12 protein-coding genes and 1 pseudogene are annotated in these 14,758 nt (G+C 64.1%); 4 read left to right on the forward strand and 9 right to left on the reverse strand.

Features of this window, described 5'->3' with window-relative positions:
- Window positions 1-19 precede the first annotated feature (19 nt).
- The 4 genes from P0Y50_15055 (at window position 20) to P0Y50_15070 (ending at window position 4,676) form a co-directional block, all read left to right on the forward strand.
- Window positions 20-1,612 (forward strand): AAA family ATPase, encoded by a 1,593-nt coding sequence (locus tag P0Y50_15055; protein WEK39833.1) that lies wholly within the window; start codon window positions 20-22, stop codon window positions 1,610-1,612.
- A 4-nt stretch (window positions 1,613-1,616) separates the two neighbouring features.
- A complete protein-coding gene (locus tag P0Y50_15060; GenBank protein WEK39834.1) occupies window positions 1,617-2,678 on the forward strand; it encodes a UvrD-helicase domain-containing protein in 1,062 nt (353 codons plus the stop codon).
- Window positions 2,679-2,768: 90 nt separating this feature from the next.
- Window positions 2,769-3,221 carry a hypothetical protein gene (locus tag P0Y50_15065; protein ID WEK39835.1) on the forward strand — a complete coding sequence of 151 codons (453 nt, stop codon included), beginning with the start codon at window positions 2,769-2,771 and terminating at the stop codon, window positions 3,219-3,221.
- Between the two features lie 87 nt (window positions 3,222-3,308).
- Window positions 3,309-4,676 (forward strand): hypothetical protein, encoded by a 1,368-nt coding sequence (locus tag P0Y50_15070; GenBank protein WEK39836.1) that lies wholly within the window; start codon window positions 3,309-3,311, stop codon window positions 4,674-4,676.
- A 45-nt stretch (window positions 4,677-4,721) separates the two neighbouring features.
- On the opposite strand, the gene P0Y50_15075 is transcribed toward P0Y50_15070, so the two are convergent.
- The 9 genes and pseudogenes from P0Y50_15075 to guaB form a co-directional block, all read right to left on the reverse strand.
- On the reverse strand, window positions 4,722-5,798 hold the full coding sequence (locus P0Y50_15075; protein ID WEK39837.1) for a hypothetical protein: 1,077 nt from the start codon (window positions 5,796-5,798) through the stop codon (window positions 4,722-4,724).
- A 39-nt stretch (window positions 5,799-5,837) separates the two neighbouring features.
- Window positions 5,838-6,584 (reverse strand): hypothetical protein, encoded by a 747-nt coding sequence (locus tag P0Y50_15080; protein WEK39838.1) that lies wholly within the window; start codon window positions 6,582-6,584, stop codon window positions 5,838-5,840.
- Window positions 6,585-6,866: 282 nt separating this feature from the next.
- Entirely contained in the window at window positions 6,867-7,499 is a 633-nt protein-coding gene (locus P0Y50_15085; protein ID WEK39839.1) for a DUF6088 family protein, read from the reverse strand.
- Window positions 7,500-7,515: 16 nt separating this feature from the next.
- Window positions 7,516-8,780 (reverse strand): annotated as a pseudogene (locus P0Y50_15090) (tyrosine-type recombinase/integrase).
- Between the two features lie 290 nt (window positions 8,781-9,070).
- A complete protein-coding gene (guaA, locus tag P0Y50_15095) occupies window positions 9,071-10,627 on the reverse strand; it encodes a glutamine-hydrolyzing GMP synthase (protein ID WEK39840.1) in 1,557 nt (518 codons plus the stop codon).
- Complete coding sequence (locus P0Y50_15100) at window positions 10,624-11,328, reverse strand: 5'-methylthioadenosine/S-adenosylhomocysteine nucleosidase (protein WEK39841.1); 705 nt, start codon at window positions 11,326-11,328, stop codon at window positions 10,624-10,626. Before P0Y50_15100 ends, guaA begins: the two co-directional genes overlap by 4 nt.
- Entirely contained in the window at window positions 11,325-12,626 is a 1,302-nt protein-coding gene (locus P0Y50_15105) for an RsmB/NOP family class I SAM-dependent RNA methyltransferase (protein WEK39842.1), read from the reverse strand. Before P0Y50_15105 ends, P0Y50_15100 begins: the two co-directional genes overlap by 4 nt.
- 9 nt (window positions 12,627-12,635) lie before the next feature.
- Window positions 12,636-13,028: an MAPEG family protein gene (locus tag P0Y50_15110; protein WEK39843.1), complete on the reverse strand. Its 393-nt coding sequence runs from the start codon at window positions 13,026-13,028 to the stop codon at window positions 12,636-12,638.
- A 177-nt stretch (window positions 13,029-13,205) separates the two neighbouring features.
- Window positions 13,206-14,663, reverse strand: coding sequence for an IMP dehydrogenase (gene guaB, locus P0Y50_15115; protein WEK39844.1), 1,458 nt, complete (start codon window positions 14,661-14,663; stop codon window positions 13,206-13,208).
- Between the last annotated feature and the right edge of the window lie 95 nt (window positions 14,664-14,758).

The raw sequence follows: 14,758 nt of genomic DNA on the forward strand, positions 1-14,758 counted from the left end.
GAAGCCTGGGGAGATGTAGTTGTTCGTTAAACGGGTCGTGATCAGCAACTATCGCTGCCTGGATAAGGTCGATCTGTCGCTCAATCCCAAGCTCAACATCATCGTCGGCAACAACGAGTGCGGAAAATCCACGCTCCTGGAGGCTATCCACCTGGCCCTGAGCGGTCAGATCAACGGCCGGCCGATCACTGGGGAACTGCATACGCACCTATTCAACGCCGAGCTCGTCGAGACCTATATTGCCGCCTTACGGGCCAAGACGGCCGCGCCGATCCCCGAGATTTTCATTGAACTCTATTTTCCGGACGACCCGGCCCTCGCGGCTATGCGCGGCACACACAACCATGCACATGCCGATGCAACGGGCGTGGCGCTTTCGATCACCTTCATTCGCGACTACACTGCTGAGTACGCCAGCTATATCGCCGACCCGGATCTAGTCCGCACCCTGCCCATCGAATACTATCAGGTGCGCTGGCGCAGCTTCGCAGGCCACGATGTCACCGCCCGATCAATCCCGATCAAGCCCAGCTTCATCGACGCCAGCACCATCCGCAACAACGCCGCGGCCAACCGGTATGTGATCGACATCATGCGCGACAGCCTGACTCGGGCCGAGAAGGTCGATCTGGCGCTGTCCTATCGCCAGATGAAAGACCTCTTCCTCGACCAGGAGAAGGTCAAGGGCGTCAACGCCTCCCTGGCGGCCAAGAAGGGCGCTATCTCCGACAAAGCGTTGTCGGTGGCGCTGGACACTTCCTCGCGGGCCGGCTGGGAGACCGGCGTCATGCCGCACCTGGACGCCATCCCCCTGCCCCTGGTCGGCAAGGGCGAGCAGAACACCATCAAGATCAAGCTGGCCATGGAGGCCTCGGCCGAGTCGCATCTGATCCAGATCGAAGAGCCAGAGAACCATCTGTCGTTCTCCAACCTCAACGCCCTGATCGATCATATTGGCGAGCAGCGCGCCGAGCGTCAGCTGGTGATCACCACCCACAGCAGCTTCGTGCTCAACAAGCTGGGCATGGAGTCGGTGATCCTCTTCAACCGGGGGCGCAACGCCACCTTGAAGGATCTGCCGGCCGCCACGCAGGACTACTTCATGCGCTTGCCGGGGCACGACACCTTGCGGCTAATCCTGGCCAAGCGGACCATCCTGGTGGAAGGGCCGTCCGACGAGCTGGTGGTGCAGGCTGCATTCCAGCGCAAGCACGGCAAGCCGCCTTTAGCGGCCGGCGTGGACGTGATCTCGGTGGGGTCGCTGGCGTTCAAGCGTTTCCTCGACATCGCCCTGTTGATCGGACGCGAGGTCGCGGTCGTCACTGACAACGACGGCGACCTGGCCGCGCTCGCGGCTAAGTACCGCGACTATGACGGCAAGCCGGGCGTGGCCATTCACTACGATACCGACGTCAACTTCCGCACCCTGGAGCCGCAACTGCTCAAGGCCAACGGCCGGGCGGTGATCGAGGCGGTCCTGGGCAAGGCTTTCGCTGACGACGACGCGCTTCTGACCTGGATGAAGGCCAACAAGGCCGACGCCGCCTTGGCGTTCTTCAAGACCGCTCAGCTCTGGACGGCGCCGGCCTACATCCAGGCGGCCCTTGGCTAGTCGGGTGATCATCTGCGCGGCGGGGGGCGGCAAGACTACGCGCATCGTCGAGGAGCTCCTGGCCGAGCCTGGCGCGCGGGCGGCGTTACTGACCTACACCCAGAACAACGAGCGCGAGATCGCCGCCAAGTTCTACCGCCGCGGGGCGGTGATCCCTGCCCATATCGAAGTCCAGACCTGGTTCACCTTTCTGCTGCGCGAGCTCGCGCGGCCCTATCAGCATGCGCTGCACGACGAACGCATCGAGGGCCTGCACTGGGTCGAGGGACGTTCGGCCCTCTATGTGCCGGAGTCCCGGACGGCCGACCACTATTTCCACGACGGGCGGCTGATCTATCCCGACAAGATCGCCAAGTTCGTCTGCGCCTGCGATCACAGGTCCGGTGGCGCGGTGATGCGCCGCCTCGCCCAGAGGTTCGACCACATCCTGATCGACGAGGTGCAGGATTTGGCCGGCTATGATCTCGACATCCTCGAGGCCATGCTCAAGGCGGGCATTCGCCTGACCTTGGTCGGGGATCATCGCCAGGCGACCTACGCCACCAATAAGGCACCCAAGAACAGCAAATTCCAAGGCTATGGGATTCTCGACAAGTTTAAGGCCTGGGACAAGAAGGGCTTGGTCAAGTTGACCTACGATACCCACACCCATCGCTGTCCGCAGGTCATCGCCAGCCTGGGCGACAGCTTCTATCCGGACTGCCCGCCGACGGTGTCGAAGAACCAGCAAGTGACGGGGCACGACGGCGTCTTCGTCGTCCGAACCGCCGACATCGGCACCTATGCGGCGACTTATCGGCCCCAGGCCTTGCGCTACGATCGCAAGACCAAGTGCGGCGATCTGCCGGCGATGAATTTCGGCGAGGTCAAGGGCATGACCTTCGACCGGGTCCTCATCTTCCCCCATGGCGGAGCCAAGACCTGGCTAGGCTCAAAGGAGTTGAAGCCGATCGAAAAGTCCCTGGCGAAGATGTACGTGGCCGCCACCCGGGCCCGCCACAGCCTTGCGTTCGTGTTCGACGGCCAGCCAGCCATTGCCGACGCCGTCATCTATCAGCCAGGCTGAGCCATGGCCTACAAGTCCGCCGACGACATCCTAAAGCCCGACGCCCGGTTCGAGGGCTTCGTGGTGCTTGAAGGCGAGAGGCATCGGCCCATGACCTTCTTTGATCATCATGCCGCGATCGGCCGGGTGGTCCTGTCCGGTTCGGCCCCCGCCGAGGTACGCGACGCCTATGACCGGGCGCGCAACACCATGCTCTACGCATTCTTCGACTACGACCTTCTGGTGGTCGGCGAGATCCAGGCCTATGGCGCTTTCGAGCTGGCGCTCAAGCATCGCATCAATGGGCATGGCGGCGAGTCCAAGGGCTCGATGCGCAACCTCGTCGACCAGGCCCGTAAGGCCGGGATTTTTCCCAAGCTGGCGGCCGGCGCCATGCCGTTCGACGATCCGGTCGAGGCGATGATCGCGCTGCGCAACAGCCTCTCCCACGGCAATTCACAGATTCATTCGCCCGGAATGGCGCTCGAGGTGCTGGATTCCTGCGCCTGGGGGATCGACACGGTCTTTCCGGCGGCGGAGCCTGTAGGATGGCCAAAAAGGTGAGCACATACGAAGCGCGCGCCCGAACCGCGTTAGCAGCTGGATCATCACGCTCAGCGCGGAACGACGCATATTGGAGGGGCCTGGACCTTGGACGCTGGATTTGTTGATCTCGACATCCTCCTCACCCGGATTCGGCATCCGCAGTCGAAGGTGTATTTTCTTGATGCGGTGAAGGCCTACAAGGCTGGCGCTTTGCGTGGTGCGCTCACCTCAGCCTGGGTCGCCTTGGTCTACGACCTGATCGCCAAGTATCGCGAGCTGAGCGCTATGGGCGATGCGGCCGCGACGGCGTTCCTCCAGGCGTGGGACAACGCGACCGTCACCGGCGACATCCCCAAGCTGCTTCAGCTCGAGGGCGGCATCCTCGAAGACGCAACGACCAACACCCAAGTCGTCAATCGCATCTCTCGAACGCATCTGGATCGCCTGCGCGAAGACAGACATCTTTGCGCGCATCCGGCCTTCTCCGCCGAGGCGGGTCTGTTCTCGCCATCGCCCGAGCTGGTGCGGCTTCACCTCGTCAACGCGGTCGATCTCGTGCTGTCGCAGGAGCCCTTGCAGGGCAAAGCGATCTTCGAGCTGTATGACGTCGATGTGCAGTCGCCTGGCTTTCCAACGGACTACGAACGCATCCTGGACTATGTCGACCAGCGCTACCTGGCGCGCGTCCGCGCTCAAAACGTCCGCAATTTCGGCGTGGTGTTGGCAAAATCCCTTCTCAAAGGCGTGCCTGCGCAATGGGAGCCGCTCCATCGCAAGATTATCCCCTCATTGGTCGCGGTGCGCGAACGCGCCGCTGAGGCCTGGCCAGACATATCCCTGGCGATCGCTAGGCTGATGGACAACCTTGAGCCAGTGAGCCGCCCTCGCGCCATTGCGTTCATCGCCGCTTTTCCCGATTTCTGGCCACAGCTGCAGGAGCCGACGCGCACGGCCCTGCAAGCAACCATCGACAACGCCGACCCTGCGGCACTCACCGACTATCGCATCCTGGCAGGCGTGACCTTGCCGCAATTCCGCGCGGCGCTACTTGCGCTAATAGCCGGCCTCAATCGGGAAAATTTGGCCGCTGCAATCGCCTCTCAGCCCCTCGCCGAACTGTGGCCTCTGGCAGTCGAGCACTACAAAGGTTCTGGCAGCTGGCGCGGATCAGAGGTGAACTTCAACGACCTCATCACGCCGTTCGCCGGCCGCCTGAGCGGCCAACAGCTTGACCAACTCCTCGAGGCCGTCATCGACAACGGGCAGAACTGGGATGCGGCCGAAACAGATACGCTTCTGCTCGGTGTGCTACGCAATGCGGTGCCCGGTGATCGGCCGACCCCTGACGCGCGCAATCGCTTCAACCAACACGTTCGCCGCATGCGCCGCGCCGATAAATACGAAGACGTATTCACCTTCCTCCAGTCCGACGGCTGGGTGCCGCCGCCGCTGGAACAGCCGGTCGACGACTAACCGGATTAGAACGCAGGCGCTCAAATGCCCACGCACGAAACGGAATCAGACAGGAGGTTCCGGATCACCGCGCGCCTGGTCATCCGGCCACTGAAGCCGCCCCAGCAAGAGCGGCAGCTTGCTGTTCTTGAAATCCCAATCCGAAAGCGGCGCGAACCATTCCGGGGCCGCCTCTCCATGGAGTTGGATGACCTGGTCGCCATCAACCGTCTGCGCGGCGTAGTACCGGCTGAAAATGCGGCTGGCCCAGCCTATGCCATCCCAAGCCTGATCGGACGGTTCCTCTGGCGTCGCGACAAATTCGACACCCGCGAACGCGCCGCCGTCGCTGATCGCGTGCGGCCCGCCGACCGACCACTCCCCGTAAAGCAGTAGCACTTCCGCCAGCTTGCGATCTCTGGGATCCGTCAACTCGACGTCGCCGCTATAGAGTTTCGCCGACCCGATGATGAAATTGGCCAGCCCCTCCTCTCTCAGCGAACGCGGCATATCGGTCGACGCCCCGAGCACCAAGCGCAGCGGCGCCTTGGTCATGATGATCACCTCACCGAGCCTTCCGGATTCGTTCGCGAGCACTGCATCCTTCATTGTGACACGCAGGCCGCCGCTCGGACTGCGGAAGCGATCCGGCGAGATAACCGTCCAGATGTTCCAGAGTGACCAGAAGATCGCCAGCTTCAAGGGCGTTCCCACCATGTCGGCATAGGTCTGGAGCGAGGCCAGATAGGCCGCAGACATGTGTGTTTTCTGCTTAAAGGGCTCCCTGCCTCGGACGTTCTTGACCTCGACCAACCACTGCTCGCCGTCATCGAGAACCACGCGAAAATCCGGCGCTCGGCAGGTGTCTTCGGCATGGACGCGACCGACATCCTCGGTCTTGAGCAATCGAAAATGGCCCAGGCTAAGCACCGTCGCTTCGAACAGGCGCTCGGTTCGCGAGCCATGAATCAGCGTCGGGTCCGCCAACGCCTCCTCCAGCTTTGGCGTTGCGTCGGCGAGGAACCGTTCGACCAATGACGGATCATTTAGCCCGATGGCATGTTCCCGCGCAAAAGTGGCTACCGACGCGAGTAGGTCGAAAGCCTTGGTCTTTGCTCGCTCTGGCGACGTCTGATCGCTCATGACCCCATCACCCCAACGGCGGCTCGACATCGGGCGGGTTCATATAGGCTCGGAAGCAGGCCAGATCCTCATCGCTCGGATTCTCCGCCTCCGGATGAATCGAATGGTCTCGGCGATGTCGCGACGCGTCACATAGCTGATGATTGCGCCGCCATTGCTCAGCTCATACTCCATAGAGCCGCACCAGCGGTTAGGACGGGCAAGACCCGGAGCGAACGCGATGGGCTTCTTGTTGCCCTTCTTACTCACCTCGTGCTTGGCCAACGCGACGCGGATGAACTCAAGCGTGGTGAACCCCATTTCCGTCCGCCGGAGGTCAAGCCGCATCTGCTCAGCAAGTTCTGGCCGCTCCTGGGCATCGCGCAATTGTTGCGCGCGCAGCTCGCGATCGTAGTGGCGATATCCCAGGTCCCGCTCGAGGTGAGCGGCCTTGAGGTCGATCCCTGAATTCTCCGCAAGCTTGATGACGTCATCGCAGCGCTGGCGCCATGTCCGAAACAGCTCGTAGGCTGCGAAGATCCACATGGGCGAAAGCGCGCCCAACAGCGCGATCTTCCCACGCGGCGGCTCGTCATCGAACTGATGGTGCATGACCTCCAACTCCATCGCGTTGAGCGAATTATCAACGAGGCAAAGCTGGCTCGCCTGCATGGCCAGATAAGGGTTCGCGGCAAAGCCGGCCAAGCTCATCAGCGCTTCGTAGAGGTCAGCCGCGCCGATCTCGGCGACATCGCGATAGCGCGGTTCATCGTCCCGCTCATCGCCAAATTCGTAGGCGTCCGTCACGTTGTTCCCCCGCCCGTTGTCGCAACTCGATAAGACTGGCCGATCCCCATCGTCGGCAAAGAGTCGGCCAAGCCCCAGAAGTGCGTTATCGCTAGAATATAGGTAACCAGGTCGCCCGTCCGGATTCTGAGGTGTTGCCTCGCAATTGGCAGCTCCGCCAAGAGACCGTGATAGTCGTTAGTGGCCAAGGCCCAGCCTAAAAGGACGCTCCAAGCGGACGCTCCGAACTTCGCCTACGAGTCAAAATAAGTCACGGCCTAACCATGTGACGTTCTGCTATTCTTACGGTGTTCGGCCTCCCGACAGCGCCCCCAGACCGCGCCCCTCTAACAGGCGGCGGAGCCAAGTCGGCAGACGCTTCACAGCAGCCATCTCCTCAAAAGCGCTATCAGGCAATCGGTGCCGCAACACCTCCAATGCGCTTCGGGCGTGCTCTGGACCGAGCCACGCAAGGGCACGGATTGCATCACCGGCCGTGCTGTCAGAAAAAGCGAGACGCCAAGACGGCGCATGTTGCAGTTCCACGCACTGACGCCCAATCTGGAGCTGACGACTGCGACCACTCGTGAGGTAGACATGGCGCACCGGCGTCTGAGTGGTCAGCCCCAAGACGTTGGCTGCGGCCGCCCCACTCCGTACGACCGTTGCCCGCGAGTGCGCCGAGAAGCATCGAATGACGCTTTCGACGGTCGGCGGCCGCTCACCGAAACGCCCCTGAGCAGACAGGACGTACAGACCCCGCCCCACCCGCAAAAGGCGTCCATGGCGAACAAGCTGCGACAGAGACCTCGTCACGACCGCGCGTGCGCCAAACTGCGGCAACGCCTTCGCAGCGAGGATGTGGCCTTCCGGCAAAGTCGCCGCATACGCCACAAGACGATCCTCCAGGACCGAACCCTTTCTTTCTGCAGACATCACCCCCTCAAGCTCGTCAACCGATTGGCGCGAAGGACGGATTGAACCGCGGCGAGCCGGTCTCTGGCGGCGCCAGGACGGGCGAAAACGATTGGCCTGCCTCCCACGCCTCCACGGCGTCGGACCATTGCTGCGCCATATGCCGCCTCTGCATCTCGAACTCCGCCTTGTTGTAGACGCCGCGCGACGAGCGCTCTTCGTGCGCCAGACCTTTCTCGATCCAGTCCGAGTTGAACCCCATCTCGTGCAGCAGAGTCGACGCAGTCCGACGAAGATCGTGCACGGTGAAAGGCTCTAGCGGCAGTCCCCTATCGCTGGCGCGCTCGGCGATGGCAACCGTCACCCGGTTGAAGGTCGCGCGCGACATGGGCGCATCGGCGTCGTAGCGCGACGGCAGCAGATATCGGGAGTTCCCGGCGCAGGTCTTCAGCGCGACCAGGATGTCGAGCATCTGGGTCGAGAGATACACGTTGTGCGCTCGTGACCGCTTCATGCGGGCCTTGGGGATCGACCAGACGGCGTTGTCGAAATCCACCTCGTCCCAGGTTGCATCCTGTAGCTCGCTTTTGCGCACCATGCTCAGCAGGATGAACTTCAGGCCAAGCCGGATGGTCGGCAGGGTCGCCACGTCCCCGAGCAAGTCGAGCATGATGCGGATTTCGCTCGGCGACAGGCTTCGGTCCCGGGGCCTGAAGGTCGCAATGGACGCAGGCCCCACGCCGTCTGCGGGATTGTCGATCTTCTCTCCGTGCAGGATTGCCCAGCCGTAAATCTGCTTCACGATGTCCCGGACGTGGATGGCCGTAGCTGGCGCCCCTCGATCCACGATCGACTTGCAGTGCGCCCGCAGATCGTCCGGCGTGATCTCGTTGAGCAACCGATTACGCCACTGGGGCAGAACCTCCCGGTTGAAGATCGACCGGCGCATGTTGCGGGTGCTGTCCGCCATAGGCGCCTTCTCCATCCAGGCCTGGGCGACGTGTTCGAAGCTGCGGGCTTGCTTGACCGTCGCTTGGCGCGTTGCTTTTCCAGCGCCGGCGACACGCCGTCAGCGATCGTACGCTTGATGTCGAACAGCTTTTCCCGGGCCTGGGCCAAGCTCAACCCCCCTCGGCCGTAGCGGCCAAGGGTGACCGTCTCCCGGCGACCGTTGAAGGGGTAGTCGTACCGGAAAGAGATGGCTCCTCCGGGCGACACGAAGGCGTACATGCCGTCCCTGTCGGTACATTTGTAAGGCTTTGATTTGGGGCGTAAATTCTTGAGAGCAGCGTCTGTAAGCACGGTAAAACGACCTCCATCCAGACAAGTTCGAAACGAGCCCGCCCTCAGGCCATTTTTCTTCGCTTTTTCAATAATTTCAGCGAAACCAATACCGTCACCGGGCTCGACAGCCCCTTGACGGTATGAAGCCGAATCCTCCGGATCAATGTCTGGAGGTACCGTCATCCGGGACGGTAAAATGAAAAAAGACCCTCCGAACGATCTCGAAGGGTCTCGACAGAATTCACAATATCGTCAGTGCGTTATAGGCGTTTTCGGAAGCGACACCGAAAGGTCCCGAAAGGTCCGAATTATTCCCATTCGATCGTGCCCGGCGGCTTCGACGTCACGTCGTAGACCACGCGATTCACGCCGCGGACTTCGTTGATGATGCGGGTGGCGGTCTTGGCCAGAATGTCCCAGGGGAATTGGTAGAAGTCGGCGGTCATGCCGTCGGTGGAGGTGACGGCGCGCAGGGCCAGGACTTTTTCGTAGGTGCGGGCGTCGCCCATGACGCCGACGGTCTTGACCGGCAGCAGGACGGCGAAGGCCTGCCAGATGTCGTCGTAGAGGCCGGCCTTGCGGATTTCGTCCAGATAGATGGCGTCGGCGTCCTGGAGCGTGGCCACGGCGTCGGGGGTGATCTCGCCTGGGATGCGGATGGCCAGGCCCGGACCGGGGAACGGGTGGCGTCCCACGAAGGCGTCGGTCAGGCCCAGTTCGCGGCCCAGGGCGCGGACCTCGTCCTTGAACAGTTCGCGCAAGGGTTCGACCAGTTTCAGCTTCATATAGTCGGGCAGGCCGCCGACATTGTGGTGGCTCTTGATGACGTGGGCCTTGCCGCTGGACGACGACACGCTCTCGATCACGTCGGGATAGAGGGTGCCCTGAGCCAGGAATTCGGCGCCCTCGATCTTGGCGGACTCGCGGTCGAAAATCTCGATGAAGACGCGACCGATGATCTTGCGCTTGGTTTCCGGGTCCGACTGACCGGCCAGTTCGCCCAGGAATTCCTTCGACGCATCAACATGCACCAGCGGGATATTGTAGTGCTCGCGGAACAGGGTGGTGACCTGGGTCGCCTCGTCCTTGCGCAGCAGGCCGGTGTCGACGAAGACGCAGGTCAGCTGGTCGCCGATGGCCTCATGGATCAGGACCGCCGCGACCGATGAATCGACGCCGCCCGACAGGCCGCAAATCACCTTGGCGTCGCCGACCTGTTCGCGGATCTGAGCGATCTTCTCGTCGCGATAGGCGGCCATGGTCCAGTCGCCCTTCAGGCCCGCGATGCCGTGGGTGAAGTTCTTCAGCATCTGGTGCCCGCGCGGGGTGTGCATCACCTCGGGGTGGAACTGCACGCCATAGAAGCGGCGCGTCTCGTCGGCGATCACCGCATAGGGCGAACCGTCGGACGAGGCGACGACGTCGAACCCTTCGGGAATGGCGACGATCTTGTCGCCGTGGCTCATCCAGACGGTTTCCTCTTCACCGACCGGGGCCAGACCGGCCAGCAGGGGCGAGGTCTTTTCCACCTTGATCTCGGCGCGGCCGAACTCGCGCGTGTGACCGCCCTCGACCTTGCCGCCCAGCTGTTCGCACATGGTCATCTCGCCGTAGCAGATGCCCAGAACCGGCACGCCCGCCTCGAACACGCCCTGCGGCGCGCGGGGGCTGCCTTCCTCATGGACGCTCTCAGGGCCGCCGGACAGGATGATGGCGGCGGGGTTCATGGCGGCCAGGGCGGCCTCGGCCTTCTGGAACGGATGGATTTCGCAATAGACGCTGGCCTCGCGCAGGCGACGCGCGATCAGCTGCGTCACCTGACTGCCGAAATCGACGATGAGAACCTTTTGGTGCGGCGTGGTCATGACGTGATCGAATCCGGGGAGGGTTGCGCGGGGTCTTGGCCTTGCGAGGCCGGGATTTCAAGGGCGGCGAGGCCTTCGGCCTCCAGCACCGCGATCAGCCGAGCCAGCGCAACGGCCAGATTCTGATCGACGTGATGCAGGGTGGAGGTCCAGTCCTCCAACGCCTTCAACTCGGTGCGGCCGTCCGACACGCCGCGGAGCGCGATCAGGGGCAGGCCGAAGGTCTGGGCGGCCCGGACCAGGGCCCAGGTCTCCATGTCCACCATCTCGGCGTCGATGGCGTCATAGGCGGCGCCGGACACGACGTTCCCGCCGGTCGACAGGCGCGCGACCGGCACGCCGGGAATGGGGCATGGCAGGGGCAGGACCGCAGGCTGATCCAGCAGCGGCGTCACCCCCTTGGAAAAGCCCAGCGGGCTGGCGTCCATATCGCGATAGGCGACCGACGAAGCCTGATAGACCACGGCGTGCTCCAGCACCCGCGATCCGCATGAGCCCAGCGACACGATCAGGTCCGGCAAATCCCCCGCCGCCTCCAGCCGCGCCAGAGCGGCGCTCAGCACCACCGCCGCCTCGACCGGACCGATGCCGGTCATCAGGGGCTGGATGCGGGCGCGCAGGTTCTGGCCGTACTCAGCCGGGGCCGCCATGACGCACAGGACCGAGACGTCGCCGTATCGTTCCTGGCGCCCAGCGCTCACGCCGTGCGCCCGTAAACGGCGGCGAAGAAGCCGTCGGTGTCGGCGGACAGGGGCGACAGCCGCAGGCGCCCGCCCTTGGCCAGTTCGGGGAACCGGGCGCGGGCCGCGTCAGTCAGTTGTCCTGCCGACAGAACTTCAGACAAGTCGACCTGGCGGAAATCGCTGTTGGCGGCCTCGAACGCATCCGCGCTGGCCTCGTTCTCGCGCGCCAGCATCGAACAGGTGACATAGACCAGACGCCCGCCCGGCTTCACCAGCTTGGCCGCCTGGCCCAGGATGCGGACCTGCAGGCCGTGCAGTTTCTCGACCTCTTCGGCCGTCAGACGCCAGGCGTCCTCCGGACGGCGACGCCAGGTGCCGGAACCGGAACACGGCGCGTCGACGAAGACCAGATCCGCCTGTCCGTTCAGGTCTTCCAGACCGCCGCCGTTCTGGCCGATCAGGACCAGATCGGCCTCGACGCCCGCGCGTTGCAGGCGGGGGCGGATGTGCTCCAGACGCTTGTTCACGACGTCGGACGCGACCAGCTTGCCCTGCCCGCCCATCGCCTGCGCCAGCCCCAGGGTCTTGCCGCCGCCGCCCGCGCAATAGTCCACCACGGTCGCGCCGGGTTCCGCGCCCGCCAGCCAGCAGACGACCTGGCTGCCTTCGTCCTGAATCTCGAACCGGCCCGCCTTGAAGCCGTCCAGCGCCTGGATGTTGGGCGGCGGCTCGGACGGCACGCGCAGGCCCCACTCGGACCAGGGCGTGCGCGACGGCTCCAGACCCGCTTCGCGCAGTTCGGCCTCGACCTCTTCAACCGTGGCGACGGCGCCATTGATGCGCAGGTCGATGGGCGCGCGGGGGGCCATCAGGGCGTGAGCTTCGTCGGCCCAGCGGTCGCCGAAGGTTGCCTTGAAATCCTCGACCACGAACTCGGGCAGGCCCGCCGCGACCCAGCCGGGCAGTTCGTCCTGCCCCGCCGTAATGCGGCTGCGCTCCTGTTTCGACAGGGGGCGCGGACCATAGCCGTCGCCCGAATGCAGGGCCTCGATCTCTTCCAGCGACAGACCGTCGATGGCGTGCAGCGAGCCGATGACCAGCGCGCGCCCGTCCTCGCGTCCGCCCATGATCCACGACAGGCGCCCGCGCGCGCGCAGCACCTTGTAGACGCGGTCGGCGATGGCGCGGCGGTCCTTGGACCCGGCGTAGCGATTGGCGCCGCCCCAGGCCTTCAGGACGGCCTCGGCCGGTTGGCGGCCCTGGGCGATGGAGTCCAGGACAGAGGCGGCGGCGGCGAGACGGGCGGCTGGGGTCACTTAATACCTTCAGACGAACAGGGACGTGATGATCATGGCCAGTCCCGCAATCGAGACAAGCCAGACCAGTCCTCTGACATAGGGAACGCCAAAGGCGTAGAGCGGCACATAGACGACGCGCGCCCAGAAATAGAGCGCCGTCCCCCACAGGGTAAGGGGGCTGGCGGCGCCGATCACATGGGCGATCAGCACCGCGCCGATGAACAGCGGCAGGGTCTCGAACAGATTGGTCTGCGCCCGTTCCAGACGGCCGGTCAGCGGGCGGGTCGACGTCGGCGTATCGTCGCGCGCGCCTGCATTCCATTTCAAGCCGAACTCGACCGTCCGCGCCCCTGCGGGCAGCAAGACCTGAACCAGCGCCAGGATCAGCGTCAGGGCCAGATAGGTCAGCTCGGTCGTCATGGCCTTATCCTCGACAGCGTCATCCTAGGCCTTGCACCCAGGATCCATAAACACAGACGCCGAAAGCTGGAGACCAACCATCGAACACCGGGCGCAGGGATCCTCGCCACTTGGCCTGCCCTCGCCCCTCGGGCCGTGCAGGCACGACCCGAGGGGCGAGGATGACGGGCTAAACACTTATCCTTGCCGATAATTCGGCGCCTCGCGCGTGATCATCACGTCGTGGACATGGCTTTCGCGCAGGCCCGCGCCGGTGATCCGCACGAAGCGGGCGCGGTTCTGGAACTCGGCGATATTGGCGCCCCCGACATAGCCCATGGAGGCGCGAAGCCCCCCGACCAACTGGTGCAGCACCGGGCTGATCGGCCCCTTGTAGGCGGTCTGGCCCTCGATGCCCTCGGGCACCAGCTTCTCGGACGAGACTTCCTTCTGGAAATACCGATCCGCCGATCCGCGCGCCATCGCCCCGACCGAACCCATGCCGCGATACGACTTGTAGGACCGGCCCTGGTACAGGAAGACCTGGCCGGGGCTCTCGTCGGTGCCGGCGAACATCGAACCCATCATGGCGACATTGGCGCCCGCCGCGATGGCCTTGGCCAGGTCGCCCGAATATTTGATGCCGCCGTCGGCGATGACCGAGGCGCCCGTGCCCTTGGCGGCCCGCGCGGAGTCCATCACGGCCGTCAGTTGCGGCACGCCCACGCCCGCGACGATGCGGGTGGTGCAGATGGAGCCGGGACCGATCCCGACCTTAACCGCATCGGCGCCCGCATCGATCAGGGCGCGCGTGGCGTCATAGGTGGCGACGTTTCCGGCGATGATCTGCAGCCGGTTGTTCTCGCGCTTGATGCGCTCGACCACCTCGGCGACCGAGGCGGAGTGTCCGTGGGCGGTGTCGATCACCACCACGTCGCAACCCGCGTCGGCCAGAGCCATGGCCCGTTCGAAACCGGCGTCGCCGACGGTGGAGGCGGCGCCGACCAGCAGGCGGCCCTGCTCGTCCTTGGCGGCGTTCGGGAAGGCCTGGGCCTTCTCGATGTCCTTCATGGTGATCAGGCCGACGGCGCGATAATCCTCGTCCACCACGATGACCCGTTCGATCTTGCGGGTCCGCAGCAGTTCGCGGGCCTCTTCACGGCTGGCGCCCTCGCGCACCGTGATCAGGTCGCCCGTGGTCATCAGCGAGGCCGCCGTAACGTTCGGATCGCTCTCGAACCGCATGTCGCGGTGGGTCAGCATTCCGACCAGCTTGCCGGTGTCGGGATCGACGACGGGGAAGCCGGTGATCTTCCTGGCCTCGACGATCTGGCGGACCTCGCCCAGCGTGGTCCGGGGTCCGACCGTAACCGGATTGACCACCATCCCGCTTTCATAGCGTTTGACGGCGCGGACCTGATCGGCCTGCTCCTCGATGGTCATGTTCCGGTGCAGCACGCCCAGGCCGCCGGATTGCGCCATGGCGATGGCCAGGCGGCTTTCCGTCACCGTGTCCATCGCGGACGACAGCAGCGGGATGTTCAGTTTGATGTCGCGCGTCAGCTGGGTCGAGACATCGACCATCGCCGGCATGAACTCGGACGGGCCGGGTTCCAGCAAAACATCGTCGAAGGTCAGTCCTTCGCGTATCTCCATGGGGAGTCTCCGTTTTGCGGGCCGCGTATAACGGGATGCGGGGGGCGGGGGCAAGGGTCTTGCCGCTTATGGCCGCGATAGATTTTATTGCTTTG

Origin of the sequence: Candidatus Brevundimonas colombiensis, from assembly GCA_029202665.1 — a bacterium.
Classification (GTDB): Bacteria; Pseudomonadota; Alphaproteobacteria; order Caulobacterales; family Caulobacteraceae; genus Brevundimonas; species Brevundimonas colombiensis.